This is a genomic window from Aeromicrobium sp. P2_G6, assembly GCF_056403535.1.
Map to the genome: position 1 here is coordinate 128222 of NZ_JBFUFH010000008.1, position 19275 is coordinate 147496.

Consider the following 19275-nt stretch of genomic DNA (forward strand, 5'->3'; position numbering starts at 1 on the left):
GGCGACATGGGCGGCGCACTCGACCCGACGGTCGCAACCGCTCGCAACCTCGTGCGCAGCGCGCTGTCGGACCTCGGCCCCGGCACCCGGATCGTCGTCGGTGTCTCCGGCGGTGCGGACTCCCTGGCGCTGGCGGCAGTCGCGGCGTTCATCGCCGACCGTGAGGCGTACGAGCTGACTGCCGTGATCGTCGACCACCAGCTGCAGGAGGGCTCGGACGGAGTCGCCGACCGGGCGGCCGAGCAGCTCGCGGGGCTCGGTGTCGCGACCGAGGTCGTGCGGGTTGACGTCGGCACCGCGGGCGGACCGGAGGCGTCGGCCCGGCGGGCACGCTACGAAGCGCTCGAGCGCACCGGCGCCGAGGCGATCCTGCTGGCGCACACGCTCGACGACCAGGCCGAGACGGTCCTGCTGGGACTGGGTCGCGGCTCGGGGCCGCGCTCGATCGCGGGCATGTCTCCCGTCGACGGGGTCCTGCGCCGGCCGTTCCTGAGGCTGCGACGGGCCGAGACCGAGCACATCTGCCGGACGTACGAGCTCGAGTGGTGGACCGACCCGCACAACACGGACCCGGCCTACCGGCGGTCACGGCTGCGCGGCGAGGTCATGCCGCTGCTGGAGGACGTGCTGGGTGGCGGCGTCGCCGAGGCGCTCGCGCGCACGGCCGACCAGGTGCGCGCCGACAACGACTGCCTCGACGATCTCGCCGACGCCGTCGAGTCCCCGCTCGACGTGCCGGCACTGCTGGCGCTGCCTGTCGCCCTGCGATCCCGGGTCCTGCGGCGAGGGGCCCTCGAGGCCGGCGCCGAAGGCTCCGCACTGACCGCCGCGCACCTTGCCGAGCTCGACCGTCTGGTGACGGACTGGCACGGCCAGCGGCGGATCGAGCTGCCTGGCGGCATCGCGTGCGTACGGGAGGGGGATTCCCTGTCGTACATGCGGACCCCTGTGGGAGGCTGATCCCGTGGACCTGACTCATGTCGAAGGCGACCTCGAGCTCGATCAAACCCTGTTCACCGAGGAGCAGATCGTCTCCCGGTTGAAGGAGATGGCTGCGGACATCGAGCGTGACTACGAGGGCAAGGACATCCTGCTCGTCGGCGTGCTCAAGGGCGCGGTCATGGTGATGGCCGATCTGGCCCGCAGCCTCGACCGTCACGTCGAGATGGACTGGATGGCGGTGTCGTCCTACGGGTCCGGCACCAAGTCGTCCGGCGTGGTCCGCATCCTCAAGGACCTCGACACCGACCTGCAGGGCCGGCACGTCCTGATCGTCGAGGACATCATCGACACCGGCCTGACGTTGTCGTGGCTCATCACCAACCTGCGCTCGCGCGGTCCGGCGTCGGTCGAGATCGCGACACTGCTGCGCAAGCCCGAGGCCCAGCAGATGGACGTCGAGGTCAAGTACGTCGGCTTCGACATCCCCAACGCGTTCGTGGTCGGCTACGGCCTCGACTACAACGAGAAGTACCGCAACCTGCGATGCATCGGCACGCTCTCCCCGCACGTCTATTCGTAGCAACCGCAGGGGATGGTTCGCTGCGGGCGAACGCTTGCGGGGAACGTTGAGCGGCCGGATACTCGTTCAACTGGTGGACGGCGCTCCGTGTACCGTCTCATTACCGACCAGAACACCAGGAGGAGTGGACCCGCTCCACGCCGTACATGAACTTCAAACGCCTCTTCAAGGGCCCTTGGCTCTGGATCATCCTGATCACGATCATCGTCATCTCGATCATCAGCGTGTCCTCGAACGCCGACGGCTACAAGTCCGTCAAGACCGCCACGATGGTGAGCTACCTCGACGACGGCAAGGTCAAGGACGTCACGTTCGTCGACGGTGACCAGGAGATCCAGGCGACCCTCGACGACGGCAAGAAGGTCAAGGCCAAGTACCTCGGCGACCAGGGCGTACGCCTCGTGGAGCAGGCCGAGAAGGCCCACGCCGACAAGCAGCTCAAGACGTTCGACGTCAAGGTCCCCAAGACCAACCCGCTGCTGTCGCTGCTGTTCACGCTGCTGCCGATCATCCTGATCTTCCTGCTGATCATCTACATGATGAACAACGCCGCCGGCGGAGGCGGACGCGTCATGCAGTTCGCCAAGTCCAAGGCCAAGCTGATGACCAAGGACACCCCCAAGACGACGTTCGCCGACGTCGCGGGCGTCAACGAGGCGATCGAGGAGCTCGGCGAGATCAAGGAGTTCCTCCAGGAGCCGGCCAAGTTCCAGGCCGTCGGCGCCAAGATCCCCAAGGGCGTCCTGCTCTACGGCCCTCCGGGCACCGGCAAGACGCTGCTGGCGCGCGCCGTCGCGGGTGAGGCGGGCGTCCCGTTCTACTCGATCTCCGGCTCCGACTTCGTCGAGATGTTCGTGGGTGTCGGCGCCAGCCGCGTCCGCGACCTGTTCGAGCAGGCCAAGGAGAACGCTCCGGCGATCGTCTTCATCGACGAGATCGACGCCGTCGGACGCCACCGCGGCACCGGCATGGGTGGCGGCCACGACGAGCGCGAGCAGACCCTCAACCAGCTCCTGGTCGAGATGGACGGCTTCGACGTACGCGGCGGGGTCATCCTGATCGCGGCGACCAACCGCCCCGACGTGCTCGATCCAGCGCTGCTGCGCCCGGGCCGTTTCGACCGGCAGATCGGCGTCGAGGCGCCCGATCTCGCGGGCCGTACGCAGATCCTCAAGGTGCACTCGCGCGGCAAGCCCATCGCGCCGGGTGTCGACCTCGAGGCGATCGGCCGACGTACGCCCGGCTTCAGCGGTGCCGACCTGGCCAACGTGCTCAACGAGGCCGCACTGCTGACCGCCCGCAACAACGCCAAGACGATCGACAACCTCGCGCTCGACGAGGCGATCGACCGGGTCATCTCCGGCCCGCAGAAGCGCAGCCGCCTGATGAACGAGGACGAGCGCCGCATCACCGCCTATCACGAGGGCGGACACGCGCTCGTCGCCGCTGCCCTGCCGCAGAGCGACCCCGTGCACAAGATCACGATCCTGCCGCGCGGCCGTGCCCTGGGCTACACGATGGTGCTGCCCGACGAGGACAAGTACTCCCAGACGCGTGCCGAGCTGCTCGACAAGCTGGCCTACATGATGGGCGGCCGGGCGGCCGAGGAGCTGGTGTTCCACAACCCGACGACGGGCGCCGGCAACGACATCGAGAAGGCCACTGGTCTGGCCCGCGCCATGGTCACGCAGTACGGCATGACCGAACGGCTCGGCGCCGTACGCCTCGGCGAGAACGAGTCGCAGCCCTTCCTGGGCCGCGACATCGGTCACGCCCGCAACTACTCCGAGGCGGTCGCGGCCGTCGTGGACGAGGAGATCAACAAGCTGATCTCCTACGCCCACCAGGAGGCGTTCGACATCCTCAACGAGAACCGCGACGTCCTCGACGCGCTGGTCACCGAGCTGCTCGAGAAGGAGACGCTCGACAAGAAGCAGGTTGCCGAGATCTTCGCTCCGTTGCGCCGGCGCGAGATCCGTCCGGCATGGACCGGGTCCGAGACCCGCGTCCCGTCGACCCGGCCGCCGGTCGCGACGATCCCCGGCCAGTCCTACAGCGGCAACAACGGCACACCGATCGTGGTCGGTCCCGACAGCGGCGTGGACGCCCCGTCGCCTGCCGCCGGCGACGTCCACGGCAACCCCGAGCTGCCATGACGGTTGACCGTCCGCGCGCGGAGGCGGCAGTCCGCGAGCTGCTGATCGCCATCGGGGAGGACCCGGATCGCGAAGGTCTGCGGGACACCCCGGCGCGGGTGGCCAAGTCGTACGAGGAGCTGGTCGCCGGCCTCGACCAGAACCCGGCAGAGGTCCTCACCGCGGTGTTCGAGGTCGGTCACGACGAGCTCGTCCTGGTCAAGGACATCGAGATGTGGTCGATGTGCGAGCACCACCTGGTGCCGTTCTTCGGCGTCGCCCACGTCGGCTACATCCCGACCGACGGCGGTCGGGTCACGGGGCTCTCAAAGCTCGCCCGTGTCGTCGACGTCTTCGCCCGCCGCCCACAGGTGCAGGAGCGCCTCACGACGGACATCGCCGACGCGCTCATCGAGCACCTCGACCCACGCGGCGTCATCGTCGTGATCGAGGCCGAGCACCTGTGCATGACGATGCGCGGTGTCCGCAAGGGTGGGGCCAAGACCATCACGAGCGCCGTACGCGGGCAGCTGCGCGACCCGGCGACCCGAGCCGAGGCCATGGGCCTCATCACGGCCCGATAGCTCGCTGTGCTGCCTGTCCTGCCCGGGCTGCCCGAGGACCGCTGCCTCGTGATGGGCGTCGTCAACGTCACGCCTGACTCGTTCTCCGATGGTGGCAAGTGGCTCGACGCTCCGGCCGCGATCCAGCACGGCATCGACCTCGTCAGCGCTGGCGCCGACCTGGTGGACGTCGGCGGCGAGTCGACCCGGCCGGGCGCCACCCGCATCGACGGCGCCGAGGAGCTGCGCCGCGTCGTTCCCGTCATCGAGGGTCTCGTCGCGGAGGGCATCACGGTGTCGGTCGACACGATGCGCGCCTCGACCGCGCAGCAGGCACTCGACGCCGGAGCGGTGCTCATCAACGACGTGTCCGGCGGGCGTGCGGACCCGGAGATGATGCGCCTCGCGGCCCAGGCCCATGCGTCGATCGTCCTGATGCACTGGCGCGAGCACTCCGCGGTGATGCAGAACCACACGCACTACGACGACCTGGTCGACGACATCATCCGCGAGCTGATGGGCCAGCTCAACGCCGCGGTGCACGCCGGCGTCGACCCGGAACGCATCATCCTCGACCCGGGCCTGGGGTTCTCCAAGACGGGGGAGCAGAACTGGACCGTCCTGGCGCACCTCGACGCGTTCATGGAGCTGCGCCACCCGGTCCTCGTTGCCGCGTCGCGCAAGCGCTTCCTCGGCGAGCTGTTGGCGGACCCTTCGACAGGCTCAGGACAAGCGCGGCTTCGGCCGACGGACGGTCGCGACGACGCGACGGCGGCGATCACGACGCTGGCCGCCCTCGCGGGGGCGTGGTGCGTCCGCGTCCACGAGCCGGCGGCGTCGGCCGATGCCGTACGCGTCGTGGCTCGTCTGGCGCAGGAGGCTGAGTGAGCGACTACCTCACGTCGCACCGGCTGTTCTACGACGCCGTCGAGACCGGTGATGTCGACCTGATGGCCTCGCTGTGGGTCGACGACGCCGACACGTCGTGCGTACACCCCGGCGCGGTTCCGTTGCGGGGCACGGCGCAGGTGCTGCGGTCGTGGACTGTGTTGATGGCCAATGTCGGCTACATCCAGTTCTTCCTCACTGACGTCGAGGTCACGACCTTCCCGCGCGGCGACGCCGAGCCCACGACTGCCGTCGTGACCTGCACCGAGAACATCCTGTCGGGCGAAGCCCTCTCCGTGGAGGCCTTCTCGGGGGGCAAGCTGGTGTGCACCAGTATCTTGGTCAAGGAACCCGGGGGCTGGAAGTTCTGGTCGCGCCATGCCTCCCCGATCGCCGAGCTGCACATCGAGGACGAGGACTCTGCATGATCCCGAACGGTCTTGACCGCATCGATCTGCGCGGCATCTCGGCACGTGGTTTTCACGGCGTCTTCGCCGAGGAGCGGCAGAACGGCCAGACCTTCATCGCCGACGTGAGCCTGGGCCTCGACCTCGGCCCGGCGGCCCGCGAGCACGACCTGACCAAGACGGTCCACTACGGCGTACTCGCCCAGCAGATACACGATGCCATCGTCGGGGACCCGGTCGACCTCATTGAGTCGCTCGCGCTCCGTATGGTGGACTTGTGCTTGGCCGAAGAGTCGGTCCAATGGGTTAGCGTGACGGTGCACAAGCCGGAGGCGCCCATCGAGGTGACGTTCGAAGATGTCGCCGTCACGATAGAGCGGAGCAAACTGTGACCGAAGCGCCCACACCGTATGTCCTGGACGCCGACACGATGACTGGCGGGATGCGTCCCATCCGCCAGGCCGTCCTGTCCCTCGGCTCCAACCTGGGCGAGCGGCACGCCAAGCTCCAGGGCGCGGTCTCCGCGCTCGAGGACACCCCGGAGGTCACGGTCGTCGCGATCTCCTCGGTCTACGAGACGGATCCGGTCGACGCGGTCGAGGGCTCCGGCAAGTTCCTCAACGCCGTGGTGCTGATCGACACGACGCTCACGGTGCACACCCTGCTCGACCGGGCCCTGGCGATCGAGGACGCGTTCGGCCGCGAGCGCTCCGAGCCCGGTGCCCCGCGCACGCTCGACGTCGACCTGATCGTCGTGGGGCCCCGCGTCGCCGACGACGAGTCGCTCAAGCTTCCGCACCCCCGCGCCCACGAGCGCGGCTTCGTCCTGGTGCCGTGGCTCGAGATCGACCCGGAGGGCGAGATCCCCGGTCGCGGTTTCGTCGCAGACCTCCTCGAGGGCATCGACACCAAGGGCGTCCACAAGCGCGAGGACCTCGAGATCATCCTGTGATCTCGTCTCGCGGATGAACCGGGTTCGCCCCACATCAGCGCTTCTGGTCGTCGCGCTGATCGGTACGGGGCTGGTCGTCGGCCGGCTCATCCCGCCGGTGATCGTCCGCTTCGACGGCAGTGTGCCTCGCCTCGGCTGGGCTGCCCCGCTCACGCTGTTGCTCGCCGCCATCCTCGTCGGCACTCTCGCCTGGAACACCTGGCAGACCCTGCACAAGAAGCACGAGCGGATGACCGCCGACCACGGCATCAGGATGCTCGCGATCGCCAAGTCCTGCGTCGTCGTGGGATCGCTGGTCGCGGGTGTCTACGGCGGTTTCGCGCTGGCCTACATCGGCGCGCTGGACGCGCCACTCGGCAAGGAGCGAGTCGTACGCGGTGGTGCCGCGGCGATCGCCAGCCTCCTGCTGCTGACGGCGGCGCTGTTGCTGGAGCGGGCCTGCCGACTGCCCGGTGACGACGACGACGGCAAGAACGGCAAGACCAAGAACGGCCGCCCCGACCCCACCCCCGCCTAACCCACGCTGACGAGTCACTCACCAAGCGCTGAGGAGTCACTCCACGTCGGATGACGAGTCACCTACGACGTGACGAGGAGTCACTGACCATGGGGCCGACCTGCGCGAGTGACTCGTCGGTCCGTGCGGAGTGACTCGTCAGCGGGGTCAGGTCAGAAGGGTCTTGCGGAGGGTGCCGAGGCCGACGCTGCCCACCGCAAGAGCCTGACGGTGGAACTCCTTGAGGTCGGTGCCGTTGGCGGCCACCCACTCATCACGCAGCTGCTCCCACATCCGCTGGCCGACCTTGTAGGACGGCGCCTGACCCGGCCAGCCGAGATAGCGGTTGGCCTCGAAGCGGATGAACGGCTCGTTCATGTTGACGTGTTGCGACAGGAACGGGAACGCATCGTCGCCGGTCCACGTGCCGCTGCCATCGGGCTTGGGCTTGCCGAGGTGCACGCCGAGGTCGATCACGACCCGTGCGGCGCGCATGCGCTGACCGTCGAGCATCCCGAGGCGGTTCGCCGGGTCGTCGAGGTAGCCGAGGTCCGACATGAGCCGCTCGGCGTAGAGGGCCCAGCCTTCGCCGTGACCGGAGTTCCAGTTGATGCGACGCCAGCCGTTGAGCTCGGCGCTGTTGTGGACCGCGAGGCCGCACTGGAGGTGATGGCCGGGCACGCCCTCGTGATAGACCGTGGTCAGCTCGCGCCACGTGTCGAACTCCGTGATGCCCTCGGGCACGCTCCACCACATACGGCCGGCGCGCTCGAAGTCCTCGCTCGGCGGCGTGTAGTAGATGCCGCCCTCCTGCGTCGGCGCGATCATGCACTCGAGGCGGCGCATCCGCTCGGGGATGTCGAAGTGCGTACGCCCGAGGTCGGCGACGGCCCGATCGCTGGTCTCTTGCATCCACGCCTGGAGAGCTTCCGTGCTGTGCAGCTTGTACGCCGGATGGCCGTCGAGGTGCTTGATCGCCTCGGCGACCGTGGCGCCAGGCAGGATCTGGTCGGCGATCTTCTCCTGCTCCTCGACCATGCGGGCCAGCTCCTCGAGTCCCCACTCATAGGTCTCGTCGAGGTCGATCTCGGCGCCGACGAAGTAGCGCGACGCGAGGGCGTAGTGCTCGCGGCCCACTCCGTCCGCCTCGGGGGCGTGGGGTGCGAGCTCGCGGTCGAGGAAGTCCGCCATCGCGGCGTACGCCTCGGTGGCTGCCTGCGCGCCCTCTTGGAGCTCAGCCTTGAGCGAGGCCAGGACGTCGGCACGGGCGGCGAGCGTGAGGAAGAAGCTGTCGGCGCGAGCCTGCTTACGGGCTTGGTCGCCGACCTCGTGAACCTGACGGATGGCCGGCACGTTGCCCGCCGCTATGCCGGCGCGCAGTGATTCGAGGTAGCCCGACATCGCGCCCGGGATGTTGTGCATCCGGCGGGCGATGTGCGCCCAGTCGTCCTCGGTCTCGGTGCTCATGAGGTCGAAGATGTCGCGCAGGTCCTGGCCGGGCGAGGCGATCACATTGAGGTCGCGCTGCCAGAAGCCCGCCTCGTGCTTCTCCACGCCGAGGCTCAGCGTGCGGATCAGCTCGGCCTGCGTGACGGTGTCGACCTCGTCAAGCGGCGTCGCTGTCCGTACGCGCGCCAGCATGGCCTTCGCCGCCTCGACCGCTGCCGCCGCCCCGTCGGGCGACCGGTCGGCGTAGTCGGACTCGCGGCCAGGCCGGCCGAGGTGGATGTGGAGCTCGGGTTCGAGCTCGAGCATCGTGTCGAGCCACTCCTCGGCGAGGGTGTCGATCGGCGTGGGGGTGCGGGGCGTGGTGTCGGCCATGATCCGACCCTATGCGAGCCCGGGCGCTCTCTCCGCCGTGCCGGTTCTGGTGAGGCCTGACACGATGGTCGGGTGGCCTTCCGTGTCGCCACCGGGCTGGGGTGGCTCCTGCTGCTGGTCCTGGTGACATCGATGTTGCAGCCCATCGGTGACCCCGTCACCTCCTCACTCACCTACTTCGCGACCTGGATCCTGTCGACGACTCTTCCGGGTGTCCTGATGTGGAGGGCCGTGGGCCGGCCCACCAGCCTGGTCCAGGAGCTCGGCTTCGGGTCGGTGCTCGGCATCGCGTTGCTGCTCCTGGCGTGGCTGCCGGCCACGCTCCTCGGCACACCCACGCTGATGTGGCTCTGGCCAGCGGGGTTGATTGCCGCGTTCGTCGCCACGCCATCCCTTCGACGTCATTGGCTCCCGGTACGTGACCCGGGCCTGCGGACGCCTGGGAGATGGCACGCCGCGATGATCGTGGTGACAGCTGTCGGGTTCCTTCGTCTGTACTCGATCGCCCTCGATCTGTGGCCGCTTCCCCCCAAGGCATCCTCGGTGATCTTCCAGGACGCTTGGTACGGGATGGGGCTGAGCCAGGCGCTCTCACACAATGTGGTGATCGACGACCCCGCCGCGGCCGGCGTCACGTTGCACTATCACTGGTTCGCCAACGCCCACGTGTCGGCAACCCGGTCGATGAGCGGGCTTCCCGCCGCGGAGGTGAGCCTTCACCTCTGGCTCGTCGGCATGGTGATCACCCTGGCGCTGGTGGTGGCGGCGGCGGCGGAGCGCATCCTCGAGGGGGCGGGTGGAGAGCCTCGCCGATCGGTCGCCTGGTGGGCCGGCCCTCTGGCGGCGCTGATGGTGGTCGCGCTCCCGGCGGCGATCTTCCTGGGCGAGCCGCGCCTGCCCGCGATCAACAACGGTTTCGTCCACTCAAGTCCTTCGGGGATCCTGGCCATGGTCGTGGTCCTCGCTGTCGTGGGGCCGGTTCTCGACGTCATCAGCGGCCACGGCCGACGCGGCAGCTGGCTCTTGTTGCTGACGCTGTTCGTCCTGAGCGCGGGAACCAAACCGAGCCTGCTGCCCGTGTTCGCCTGCGGTGGCCTCCTGCTCACCGTGGTGCAGTGGCTGCAGACCCGGCAGCGGCCGACCGTGCCGATCCTGCTCACCGTGATACCGATCGCCCTGACCGGGATCGCGGCGATCGCGCTGATCGGGAGCGCTGACGGCAGCCGGTTGCAGCTGTTCCAGACGCTCGCGCTCGACCCGGCGTTCACCCTGGCTGCCGGTATCGACGTGAGCCTGCCGGCGCGGGGTGGCTGGATCCAGCCAGGCCTGGAGAACGGGCCAGACGGCATGGTCAGCCTCGCACTGGGGCTGTTCGCGTTGTTCGTCCTGACCGAGCTCCCACGCCTCCTGGGTCTCCTCGGTCCGCTGACCGGCAGGATGCGCCACGATCCAGGCGCCTGGTGGTGCGCAGGAGTCGTGGGCTCTGGCTGGTGCGGGCTGTGGGTCCTGGCCCATCCCGGCAACAGCCAGCACTACTTCTGGCGCATCGTGATCCCCCTGGGCATGGTGCTGACCGTCACGATGATCGTCCGGCTCCTGCCAGAACCTCCGCGCCGATCGTTCCTCGCGATCGCCGTGGTGGGCCTCACCGGGCTGGCGATGGCCGCGATCTACGCAGATCCCGACCCGGTATTCGACCTCGTCGTGCAGGTCGTGGAACCAGTCGAACCACCGCCTCCCATGCCGGACAGGCTTCAGCCGTATGTCATCGCGGGCGTCGTCGCGATCGTCGTGATCGTCGTGGTCAAGGTGTTCTCGTGGCGGCTGAAGCGGGCGCAGGTGCCAGCAATCGCCCTGCTGGCGGTCTTCGTGTGTGCCGTGGGCGTCGGTTCGGCGGCCATCGACCTGCGCGCCGCCGTGCGTTACTCCCGGGCGGATCTTCCCGTCGTGGACCGGTCGAGCTCGCGCTACGTCAGCAGCGCCGAGCAGCGGGCCGCCCTCTGGCTCAACGCGAACTCAGATCCGGATGACGTCGTCGCGACCAACGTGCTGTGCGTTCCGGCGCGCTATCGGCCCCACTGCCGGCACGCGTCGTTCTGGCTGTCCGGTCTCTCCGGAAGGCAGCTCTTCATCGGCAGTTGGGCCTACACGGAGGCGAACCTGGCTGCGTACGGCAAGGCAGACGACGAGGTGCAGTACCAGCGGCGCCGGTCGCCGTGGCCCGACCGGGTCGCACTCTCGCTGGATGCGGTGCGAGCTCCGAGCCGGGCGACCATCACGGCGCTCGAGCGACGTGGGGTGCGGTGGATCTTCGCCGATTCCCGCGCCACCGCAGTGTCGCCGGCGCTCAAGGACCTGGCGACCCTGCGCTACAGCAACCGGGAGGTCATGATTTTCGAGTTGCCCTGACCGCCGGTGCCGACCCTACGATGACCACATGTCACTGACGCTGTGCGTGCAGCTCTGGGCGGTCCCGGGCAACGAAGGACTCCTGGCGACGTACGAGGACGAGGTGCTCAGCCTGCTCGGCGATCACGGTGCCCGCCTGGTGCAGCGGGTGCGCAGCGTCGAGCGCGGCGACGGTCCGTACGAGGTGCAGATCATCGAGCTGCCGGACGAGGCGGCGCTCGACGCGTTCATGGCCGACCCGCGCCGGCTTGCCTCCGCGCCGATCCGCGACCGCTCGGTCGCCCGCACCGAGATCACGAGGGTGACGCAGGTCTGAGCCGAGGCGTCAGCGGGTGACGCGCCAGACGCTGGGCGCCGACCCGTGATCGCGCTTGAAGGCGCGGCTGAAAGCCTCCTCCGACTCGTACCCGACCCGACGCGCGATGGCAGTGACCGGCAAGGTCGTGGAGTGCAGCAGGTCCTCGGCGACGTGCATCCGCCAGCCGGTCAGGTAGCGGATCGGCGCCAGGCCGAGCACCGTGCGGAATCGCTCGTCTAGCACGGTGGACGAGACCGTGGCCTCGCGCGCGAGGTCGGCGAGCGTCCACTTGCGCGCCGGGTCGCCGTGGATCGCGGCAAGCGCGGGCGCGACGACGGGGTCGTGCAGGGCAGCCAGCCAGCCGGTGTCGGTCGCCGGTGCGTTGGACAGGTGCAGCTTGAGCACCTCGCGCAGCAGCAGCTGCGGTATGTCGGTGGGACCCGCGAGGCGGTCGTCGGTCACCGGGCTCGTCTGCTGCAGGACGAGGTCGCTGCTGGCCCTGACCCACGACCGGACCGGTCCCTCCGGCGGAGTCACGACGAACACGGGCGGGAAGACCCTCATGTGCGGGTCGAAGAGACGGTCGTCGCATGCCAGGTAGCCACAGATGACTTCGCTGCGCGCCCCACCAAGACCGTGGACGATGTGCGGCATCGCGGTCCACGGCGGCGGATCGACGAGCTGCGTGATCGGCACGAGCTCGGCCGTCTCGAGCCCGCCCATCCGATGCTGGTCGTTGTAGGGCAGCACGATGACGTCGCCCTCGTGGGCCCAGACCTTGTGCGCGCCGGCCTCGACCCAGCAGCTGCCCGAGACGAGGACGTGGAAGAGCACGATGCGCACCGCCTCGGGGGCCAGCACGGCGGCAGCGTCCTGCGACGGCAGCGACTCGTACGCCCAGGACTCGGTGTATTCGCCGCGCAGGAAGATCGCGCCGGACAGCTGGATCTGCGCCAGTGCGGCGGCAAGTGCGGCGGATCGGTCAGGTCCGGCGGTGCCTGGGTCATGGCCGGACCGGGTGATCGTCATGAGACTGAGTGTGTCAGCAAATCCCTCGAAGGAGACCGAAAATGCCGCTCTACATGGACGTTCACGAACAGCTTCCCGAAGGCGCCGGCGCTGCAGATGTCGCCGAGGCGCACAAGGCCGACCTGGCCACGCAGGACGCGTACGGCGTGCAGTACCTGCAGTACTGGGTCGACGAGGCCAACGGCAAGGCGTTCTGCCTCGTCGATGCACCGGATCCCGATGCGGCGATCGCGGTGCACCGTGAGGCGCATGGTCTCGTCGCCGACCGCATCTATCCGGTCGTCGAGGGCCTCTGATGTCGCTGGCCCAGCGGTTCAACGCCACCGGCTTCTCTCGCTGGGTCAACGGCCCGAGCGGCCGCGCGTTCCGGCTCCTTGCCGGAGCTGCGTGGCTCGCCTTCGGGCTGGTGTTCCTCGGTCACTGGTGGGGGATCGCGGCGATGGCGTGGAGCGTCCTGCCGCTCAGCGCCGGCATCTTCGACGTCTGCTGGATCAGCGCCGTACTGGGCGGCCCGCTCCGGGGCAAGTCGATCCGTGCCGGCCAGACCGTCCGCACCTATTGAGGGCGACCTATTTGTCGATGTCGCCGACGACGAAGAACATCGAGCCGAGGATCGCGACGAGGTCGGCGACGACCGCGCCGCCGACGATCTCGGGCAGCACCGCGACGTTGTTGAACGACGCCGATCGCAACTTGAGCCGCCACGGGGTCTTCTCGCCCCGCGACACCAGGTAGTAGCCGTTGAGCCCCAGGGGGTTCTCGGTCCACACGTAGGTCGAGCCCTCCGGCGCCTTGAGGATCTTGGGCAGCCGTACGTTGACCGGCCCCGGAGCGATGTCGGCGAGGCGGGCGAGGCAGGCGTCGGCGAGGTCGAGCGAGACCTTGGTCTGCTCCAGCAGCACCGCGAACCGGGAGTAGCAGTCGCCGTCGGTCATGACCGGCACCCGCAGGACGTCCTGCAGCTCGCCGTACGCCAGGTAGGGCTCGTCGCGCCGCAGGTCCATGTCGAGTCCCGAGGCTCGCGCGATCGGCCCGGACACGCCGTACGCCTCGACGAGGGCCGTGGAGAGCACGCCGACGCCGCGCGTACGGGCCCGGAAGATCTCGTTGCCGAAGATCAGGTCCTCCAGCTCCTGCAGCCTCGTGCGTACGGTCGAGATCGCCGCCGAGGCGCGCCCGGTCCAGCCCGCCGGGATGTCCTCCTTGAGGCCGCCGACCCGGTTGAACATGTAGTGCATGCGTCCGCCGGAGACCTCCTCCATGACCTCCTGGATCGTCTCCCGCTCGCGGAACGCGTAGAAGATCGGCGTGATGGCGCCGAGCTCGAGCGGATAGGACCCGAGGAACATCAGGTGGTTGAGCACCCGGTTGAGCTCGGCCAGCAGCGTACGGATCCAGGTCGCCCGTTCGGGCACCTCCATGCCGAGCATGTCCTCGACCGCGAGCACCACGCCGAGCTCGGAGGAGAACGCGCTGAGCCAGTCGTGCCGGTTGGCCAGCACGATGATCTGCCGGTAGTCGCGGACCTCGAACAGCTTCTCGACGCCGCGATGCATGTAGCCGATGATCGGCTCGCACGCCACGACCCGCTCGCCGTCAAGCGTCAGGCGCAGGCGTAGGACGCCGTGCGTCGCCGGGTGCTGTGGCCCGATGTTGAGGACCATGTCGGTCGTGGCGAAGCCCGTGCCGACGCTCGCGGTGACCTCGGTCATGAGCGCCGGAACGTTCGCTGGACGCGTCGCACGATGCGCTTGACGAGGCCGCGCGGTGAGTGCCGCTCCACCCGCTCCAGCCGGGCATACAGCTCATCGATCTGCCGCTTCTGGGTCGCCAGCTGGTCGGCCGTCGACGCCTGGATGCGGGCGTGCCGGCTGCCCGCGCCGCTCCATGGCGGGTGCGGGAACGGCTGCTCGTACGCCTGGGGGTGACGCGTGATGTCGAGGACCATGCCGTCGCGCAGCCACTTGAGTCGGGACGCGATCTCGTGACCGTCCGAGGCGATCAGCGGGTGCACCGGCTGCGGGAAGGTCGCGGCGGCGAGGCGCTGGTCGAAGCCGCCGTCGCCGTTGCCCTCGGTCCACATGTGGTCGAGGCGATTGCGCTCGAGGAACGCGGTGTAGCGGTCGAAGCCCTCCGGCATCGCGGCGTTGAACTCCGACATGTCGGTGGCCTCGTAGAGGTCCTCGGCCTTGAGCTCGGCGGTGAACTCCGGCATCAGGGTGTACGGCATCCGGTGGTACTCGGCGAGCTCCAGCGTGCGGGAGTCGTGCGCCAGCAGCAGCGCCGGCGTACGTCCGAGGAGCGCCGCGACGTTGCCGTGGAACCGGGTGCCGTACGCGAAGTCCTGCGTCGCGAGGAAGTCGTACCAGGTCCAGGTGTCGAGGAAGAGCCGGATGCGGTCGGACTGGTAGAGCGGGTGCTCGAGGTGCACCGGCACGAGCGGGTCGTGGACGTGCGGGAAGGGCGTGCCCCACAGCAGCATCCGCAGGTCGTGGGCGTCCTGGCCGATGTAGGTGAGGTTGGGGTGGCGCTCCGCCTGAGCGGTGGCGAACGCGCCGATGCCGGCGACCTCTGGCGTCAGGTTGAGCGCGAGCGGGCTGTCGACCGAGATCGAGTCGACCTTCTTGTCCACCCGGAAGTCGCGGCCGTGCAGGTAGAGCGAGGGGCAGCCGATGACCTCGACGGACGCCTCGGGGAAGCCGAGCCCCAGCAGGTATGACCGGGTGAACTCCCCGCGTACGCCGATGGAGGCCGAGCGGTCGAGGACGAGCCCGACGAACCGCTTGACCGTGTCGGCGATCGGTTCGAGTGACTCGACGCCCTGGCCGTGTGCCGCCTGGGCGCCGATGCCGACGACCGTGACGGGGATCGTCAGGTCCTTGAGCAGCTCGCTGAGCCGGTCGAGGCGGGGCGCGAAGTCGGGGCGGAACGCGTTGGCCATCGGTATGACGAAGTGGTCGAACTCCTCGTTGACCCGCGCCGCATCGCCGCGCTCCGGGACGACCCGCTCCGAAAGCGTGCCGTTCGAGACCAGCTCGGCGCCGTCGATCGACAGCGCCTTCCACACCGAGTGCTGGAACAGGTAGTTGCCGCTGTTGCTGTTGAACACGTCCTGCGTCAACGTCGACTCGGCGACGACGGGGGTGAACGGGTCCTTGCCGGAACGGACCAACAGCCGTGTCATGAGAGCAGTCTTCCATGGCCGAGGGTGTCCGTGACGAGCCACCAGAAGTCACCGAGCCCGCCGCTGGCCATCAGCTCGCCCGCCTCGCCCGCCGCCGCCAGCCCTCGCATGTACGCACTGGGATCCGAGTGCGCGAGCTCGAGCGGCGGTCGTGCCCCTGCGAGGCCCAGCCGGGCCAACGCATCGCGCTGACGGAGCAGGGTCGCGCCGACGGCTGCGACCACCGAGTCGACGGCGACGTGGGCGGTGATGTCGCGGCTGCCGTCGGGAACCACGTCGACCTCACGTCCGCCGGCGTACGACCGCAGGGTGCCGAACGGCGGCCGGTCGTCGCGGGTGTGGCCGTAGTCGATCGCGATCGCGGTGCCCTTCACCCTGGAGACGGCGTCGGCCCACGCGGTATCCCGGGCGTCGCCGACCTCGGCCCGCTCGCCGGTCTGGGTGAGTGGCCACCAGTCACGCAGCCACGGCGAGTCATACGCATCGCCGAGCGTCTCCCCGCCGGTCGCTTTGTCGACGAGCACCTCACGTACGACGCCCTGATCGTCGAGCTCAACGACCTCGCACGGCACGTTGTCGAGCCACTCGTTCGCGATCAACAGCCCTTCGACGCGGTCGGGCAACGCCGGCAGCCACTCGATCCGCTCGTGCAGGGTGTCGGGGCGGTCGGAGACCTCCACGCCGATGAGCTCCACGTCATCGCCGACGAGGAGGCGCAGGGCGTCGAGCAGCTCGCCGCTCCCGGCGCCGACATCGACGACGGTCGGCGACTCCGTGCGGCGGACCAGCTCAGCGATGGCGCCGGCGAATGCCCCGACGTGCACGCTGGTGCGGAAGTGGTCGGCGGGCCTGGAGGTGCGGAAGAAGCCACCCTCGGCGTACAGCGCACGCTCCCAGGCCTCCCGCCAGCGCACCAGCCCTCTCGTCATGGGATCAACCTAGAGCGGCGTCGCTATGCTCGGCGCGTGGCTCGACTTCGGAGGCGTCTGCGACGGGCCCTGGCGATGCCGCTCGACCGCTGGCGCCAGCGCTCGCGGCCGCTGCTGAGCATCGTCGTCCCGGTCTTCAACGGCGAGGCGTACCTCGACGAGTGCCTCACCTCGGCCCGCCGTCAGGACTACCGCCGGGTCGAGATCGTGGTCATCGACGACGGCTCGACCGACGGCAGCCTCGACGTCGCCCGCCGCCACGCCGCGGCCGACAGCCGGATGACCGTTCTGAGCCAGGCGAACGCCGGGGTCGGTGAGGCCCGGCGGGCGGCCGTAGCGGTCGCGACAGGGGAGTTCCTGACCTTCCTCGATGCCGATGACTCGGTGACGCGCGGTGGCCTGCGCGCGGCGATGGACGTGATCGAGGAGACCGGGTCCGACGTCTCCGTCATGCCCTACCAGCGGCAGGAGGGCACGGCGATCCGTCCGCCGGCGCCGTGGATCCGCAGCCTGCACGCCCGCCCGGCCCGGCACACGACCCTGAGCGAGCGCCCCGACGTCCTCGTCAACGCGGTGGCGTGCGCCAAGATCTTCCGGCGTACGTTCTGGGACGCGACGCAGCTGACGTTCCCGACGGTGCTGCTCGCCGGTGACCAGATCGTCACTGCCACGGCCTACCGAGACGCCGACGGCATCGACATCTCCGGCGTCACGGGCTACACGTGGCGGCGCCAGGAGTCGTCGATCTCGCAGGGTCAGGTCACCGCAGACGCGGTCCACGCCCGGCAGGACGCGATCGATGCCGTCCTCGAGGTGCTCGCGCCCCTGCCGGACGTACGGGCGGAGCGCGCGCTGCAGTACCTCCGCTACAACATCCCCAACTCCGTCCTCAAGCTCGAGCGGGCCGACGACGCCTATCTCGACGCGCTGGTCGAGCGGGTCCCGCGCGTTGTCGAGGCAGCGCCCGCCGATCGGTACGCCCGCGAGGTGCCGGCGCAGTACCGCGTCCTCTACGCGCTGCTCGCGAACGGCGACCGGGAGGCGATCTGGCGCTACGTACGCGCGGAGGGCATGCAGTCAGAGATGCACCCGTCCGGCGTCGAGCCCGCGGGCCTCACGTCCTACCTGCCGGGCTGGCAGAACGACCCGGTGCCGGCCGAGGCGTACGTACTGACCGCCGAGCAGACGGCGCTCAAGGTGCAGGTCCGTGGCTCGCACGCCGATGGGGCGGACCTCGTGCTCGATGTCGCGGCGTGGTTCCCCAACCTCGACCCTGCGGAGCCGGTGCTCGAGGTCAAGACCGACGGTGACGTCGCCGACGTCGAGCACGCGGGGGAGCCGGCGGTGTTCACCTCGCGTATGGGCAGCACGCGCGCCTACCCCGGCTCCGGCTGGACCGTGACCCTGCGCGGAGCCGCCCGCCGCGCGCCGAAGCAGATCACCCTCACGCTGAGGGACGGCGACCGAGAAGGCACCGCCACGGCGAAGGTGCCCAGGTAGCGAGGTCTCGATACGCCTCCTCGCAGAGCTCGTCGGCTACTCGACCGGCGAATGCTCGCGTAACAACTCGCTGGTCGAGTGCCTGCGAGGGACGAGCAGGTGTATCGAGACCGCCCCACGCTCAGCGTGTGACTCATGGCATAGGTCGTAGCCCTGTCGCCACGGCGCCCCGACGGTAGACTGAACACGTCAGTTTGTCTGGTACCCGCTCGCGGGACTGGAACGAAAGGCACCACGCATGCAGCGTTTCTCCATGGGCGTGATCGGAGCCGGAAGAGTCGGCGCCGTCCTCGCTTCACGATTCCGTGCCGCCGGCTACCCCCTCGTGGGCGTGAGCGGCCGGTCCCGGGCCTCGCAGCTCCGCATCGCGACGCTGCTGCCCGGCGTCGACGTGCTCTCGCCGGTCGAGCTCGCCGCGGCCAGCGACATCCTCGTGCTCGCCGTTCCCGACGACGACTTGATCGCGATCGCCGAGGAGCTGGCCGCCTCTGGCGCCGTCCGCCGTGGCCAGTACGTGCTGCACACCAGTGGTCGCCACGGGCTCGACGCGCTCGCCTCGCTGACCCGGCTCGGCGCGCGGCCCATCGCGTTCCACCCCGCCATGACCTTCACCGGCACGCCGGTCGACCTTGACCGCACACCGGTCTTCGGACTCACCGCCGGTCCCGCCGAGCGTGCGCTTGCCGAGGAGCTCGTCGCCGCTCTCGGCGGCACCCCGATGTGGGTCGCCGAGGCCGACCGCGTGCTCTACCACGCAGCCCTGGCCCATGGCGCCAACCACCTCGTCACGCTGGTCGCCCAGTCGATGGACCTGCTCCGCACCGCCGGCGCAGCCGATCCGGCGGCCGTGCTCCGGCCCCTGCTGACCGCAGCCCTCGACAACGTGCTCGCCTATGGCGACGCGGCCCTCACCGGCCCGGTCGTACGTGGCGATGTCACCACGATCCGCGCCCACGTCGACGCGCTGGCTGCGGCCGACGTCGACGACGCGACCGTCGATGCCTACCTTGAGCTCGCGCGCGCCACCGCAGGCCGTGCCGAGTCCGACGGACGCCTCGCCCCGGTCCAGGCCAGCACGATCCGCCAGGTCCTCGACGAGGCCGACTGGGACACGCTCGCCGAGATCGCCGCCGGGATCTGAC

Annotated in this window: 20 protein-coding genes; 15 read left to right on the plus strand and 5 right to left on the minus strand. The window is 69.4% G+C overall.

Features of this window, described 5'->3' with window-relative positions:
* Positions 1–6: 6 nt before the first annotated feature.
* The 9 genes from tilS (at position 7) to AC1DVU_RS21195 (ending at position 6984) form a co-directional block, all read left to right on the plus strand.
* Complete coding sequence (gene tilS / locus AC1DVU_RS21155) at positions 7–960, plus strand: tRNA lysidine(34) synthetase TilS (protein ID WP_476924437.1); 954 nt, start codon at positions 7–9, stop codon at positions 958–960.
* 4 nt (positions 961–964) lie between these two features.
* Complete coding sequence (hpt, locus tag AC1DVU_RS21160; protein ID WP_476924438.1) at positions 965–1522, plus strand: hypoxanthine phosphoribosyltransferase; 558 nt, start codon at positions 965–967, stop codon at positions 1520–1522.
* 146 nt (positions 1523–1668) lie between these two features.
* Positions 1669–3678, plus strand: coding sequence for an ATP-dependent zinc metalloprotease FtsH (gene ftsH, locus AC1DVU_RS21165; RefSeq protein WP_476924439.1), 2010 nt, complete (start codon positions 1669–1671; stop codon positions 3676–3678).
* Positions 3675–4241, plus strand: coding sequence for a GTP cyclohydrolase I FolE (gene folE / locus AC1DVU_RS21170; RefSeq protein WP_476924440.1), 567 nt, complete (start codon positions 3675–3677; stop codon positions 4239–4241). Before ftsH ends, folE begins: the two co-directional genes overlap by 4 nt.
* Before the next feature lie 51 nt (positions 4242–4292).
* A complete protein-coding gene (folP, locus tag AC1DVU_RS21175) occupies positions 4293–5108 on the plus strand; it encodes a dihydropteroate synthase (RefSeq protein ID WP_476924541.1) in 816 nt (271 codons plus the stop codon).
* The gene (locus tag AC1DVU_RS21180; protein WP_476924441.1) at positions 5105–5536 is read left to right on the plus strand and encodes a nuclear transport factor 2 family protein; all 432 of its coding nucleotides are present in this window, start codon (positions 5105–5107) and stop codon (positions 5534–5536) included. Before folP ends, AC1DVU_RS21180 begins: the two co-directional genes overlap by 4 nt.
* Complete coding sequence (gene folB, locus AC1DVU_RS21185; protein WP_476924442.1) at positions 5533–5907, plus strand: dihydroneopterin aldolase; 375 nt, start codon at positions 5533–5535, stop codon at positions 5905–5907. The genes AC1DVU_RS21180 and folB overlap by 4 nt, the downstream gene beginning before the upstream one ends.
* A complete protein-coding gene (gene folK / locus AC1DVU_RS21190) occupies positions 5904–6467 on the plus strand; it encodes a 2-amino-4-hydroxy-6-hydroxymethyldihydropteridine diphosphokinase (protein WP_476924443.1) in 564 nt (187 codons plus the stop codon). Before folB ends, folK begins: the two co-directional genes overlap by 4 nt.
* 13 nt (positions 6468–6480) lie before the next feature.
* Positions 6481–6984, plus strand: coding sequence for a DUF3180 domain-containing protein (locus AC1DVU_RS21195; RefSeq protein WP_476924444.1), 504 nt, complete (start codon positions 6481–6483; stop codon positions 6982–6984).
* A gap of 147 nt (positions 6985–7131) precedes the next feature.
* Here the strand turns inward: AC1DVU_RS21195 and AC1DVU_RS21200 are convergent, their stop codons facing one another.
* Positions 7132–8784 (minus strand): DUF885 domain-containing protein, encoded by a 1653-nt coding sequence (locus AC1DVU_RS21200; protein WP_476924445.1) that lies wholly within the window; start codon positions 8782–8784, stop codon positions 7132–7134.
* Between the two features lie 72 nt (positions 8785–8856).
* Here AC1DVU_RS21200 and AC1DVU_RS21205 point away from each other — a divergent pair, with 72 nt between their 5' ends.
* Positions 8857–11193, plus strand: coding sequence for a hypothetical protein (locus AC1DVU_RS21205; protein ID WP_476924446.1), 2337 nt, complete (start codon positions 8857–8859; stop codon positions 11191–11193).
* Positions 11194–11221: 28 nt separating this feature from the next.
* Entirely contained in the window at positions 11222–11509 is a 288-nt protein-coding gene (locus tag AC1DVU_RS21210) for a hypothetical protein (RefSeq protein WP_476924447.1), read from the plus strand.
* Positions 11510–11518: 9 nt separating this feature from the next.
* Here AC1DVU_RS21210 and AC1DVU_RS21215 read toward each other — a convergent pair whose 3' ends face one another.
* Entirely contained in the window at positions 11519–12520 is a 1002-nt protein-coding gene (locus tag AC1DVU_RS21215; protein WP_476924448.1) for an AraC family transcriptional regulator, read from the minus strand.
* Between the two features lie 41 nt (positions 12521–12561).
* Here AC1DVU_RS21215 and AC1DVU_RS21220 point away from each other — a divergent pair, with 41 nt between their 5' ends.
* Positions 12562–12816: a DUF4242 domain-containing protein gene (locus AC1DVU_RS21220; protein WP_476924449.1), complete on the plus strand. Its 255-nt coding sequence runs from the start codon at positions 12562–12564 to the stop codon at positions 12814–12816.
* Complete coding sequence (locus tag AC1DVU_RS21225; RefSeq protein ID WP_476924450.1) at positions 12816–13082, plus strand: hypothetical protein; 267 nt, start codon at positions 12816–12818, stop codon at positions 13080–13082. Before AC1DVU_RS21220 ends, AC1DVU_RS21225 begins: the two co-directional genes overlap by 1 nt.
* Positions 13083–13089: 7 nt before the next feature.
* On the opposite strand, the gene AC1DVU_RS21230 is transcribed toward AC1DVU_RS21225, so the two are convergent.
* The 3 genes from AC1DVU_RS21230 to AC1DVU_RS21240 are packed head-to-tail and all read right to left on the minus strand — an operon-like array spanning position 13090 to position 16633.
* Complete coding sequence (locus AC1DVU_RS21230; protein WP_476924451.1) at positions 13090–14232, minus strand: NADH-quinone oxidoreductase subunit D; 1143 nt, start codon at positions 14230–14232, stop codon at positions 13090–13092.
* Positions 14229–15704, minus strand: coding sequence for a polysaccharide pyruvyl transferase family protein (locus tag AC1DVU_RS21235; protein WP_476924452.1), 1476 nt, complete (start codon positions 15702–15704; stop codon positions 14229–14231). Before AC1DVU_RS21235 ends, AC1DVU_RS21230 begins: the two co-directional genes overlap by 4 nt.
* Positions 15701–16633, minus strand: coding sequence for an SAM-dependent methyltransferase (locus AC1DVU_RS21240; protein ID WP_476924453.1), 933 nt, complete (start codon positions 16631–16633; stop codon positions 15701–15703). Before AC1DVU_RS21240 ends, AC1DVU_RS21235 begins: the two co-directional genes overlap by 4 nt.
* Positions 16634–16669: 36 nt before the next feature.
* Between AC1DVU_RS21240 and AC1DVU_RS21245 the strand changes: the two genes are divergently transcribed.
* On the plus strand, positions 16670–18133 hold the full coding sequence (locus tag AC1DVU_RS21245; RefSeq protein ID WP_476924454.1) for a glycosyltransferase family 2 protein: 1464 nt from the start codon (positions 16670–16672) through the stop codon (positions 18131–18133).
* 238 nt (positions 18134–18371) lie between these two features.
* Entirely contained in the window at positions 18372–19274 is a 903-nt protein-coding gene (locus AC1DVU_RS21250; protein ID WP_476924455.1) for a Rossmann-like and DUF2520 domain-containing protein, read from the plus strand.
* Position 19275 lies beyond the last annotated feature (1 nt).

Bases quoted from the DNA above. Each gene is read 5' to 3' on its own strand.
- folB (WP_476924442.1), top strand. From the start codon at position 5,533: ATGATCCCGAACGGTCTTGACCGCATCGATCTGCGCGGCATCTCGGCA.
- AC1DVU_RS21200 (WP_476924445.1), bottom strand. From the start codon at position 8,784: ATGGCCGACACCACGCCCCGCACCCCCACGCCGATCGACACCCTCGCC.
- AC1DVU_RS21215 (WP_476924448.1), bottom strand. From the start codon at position 12,520: ATGACGATCACCCGGTCCGGCCATGACCCAGGCACCGCCGGACCTGAC.
- AC1DVU_RS21220 (WP_476924449.1), top strand. From the start codon at position 12,562: ATGCCGCTCTACATGGACGTTCACGAACAGCTTCCCGAAGGCGCCGGC.
- ftsH (WP_476924439.1), top strand. From the start codon at position 1,669: ATGAACTTCAAACGCCTCTTCAAGGGCCCTTGGCTCTGGATCATCCTG.
- AC1DVU_RS21240 (WP_476924453.1), bottom strand. From the start codon at position 16,633: ATGACGAGAGGGCTGGTGCGCTGGCGGGAGGCCTGGGAGCGTGCGCTG.
- tilS (WP_476924437.1), top strand. From the start codon at position 7: ATGGGCGGCGCACTCGACCCGACGGTCGCAACCGCTCGCAACCTCGTG.
- AC1DVU_RS21210 (WP_476924447.1), top strand. From the start codon at position 11,222: ATGTCACTGACGCTGTGCGTGCAGCTCTGGGCGGTCCCGGGCAACGAA.
- AC1DVU_RS21230 (WP_476924451.1), bottom strand. From the start codon at position 14,232: ATGACCGAGGTCACCGCGAGCGTCGGCACGGGCTTCGCCACGACCGAC.
- AC1DVU_RS21195 (WP_476924444.1), top strand. From the start codon at position 6,481: ATGAACCGGGTTCGCCCCACATCAGCGCTTCTGGTCGTCGCGCTGATC.
- AC1DVU_RS21250 (WP_476924455.1), top strand. From the start codon at position 18,372: ATGCAGCGTTTCTCCATGGGCGTGATCGGAGCCGGAAGAGTCGGCGCC.
- folP (WP_476924541.1), top strand. From the start codon at position 4,293: ATGGGCGTCGTCAACGTCACGCCTGACTCGTTCTCCGATGGTGGCAAG.
- AC1DVU_RS21225 (WP_476924450.1), top strand. From the start codon at position 12,816: ATGTCGCTGGCCCAGCGGTTCAACGCCACCGGCTTCTCTCGCTGGGTC.
- AC1DVU_RS21235 (WP_476924452.1), bottom strand. From the start codon at position 15,704: ATGACACGGCTGTTGGTCCGTTCCGGCAAGGACCCGTTCACCCCCGTC.
- folE (WP_476924440.1), top strand. From the start codon at position 3,675: ATGACGGTTGACCGTCCGCGCGCGGAGGCGGCAGTCCGCGAGCTGCTG.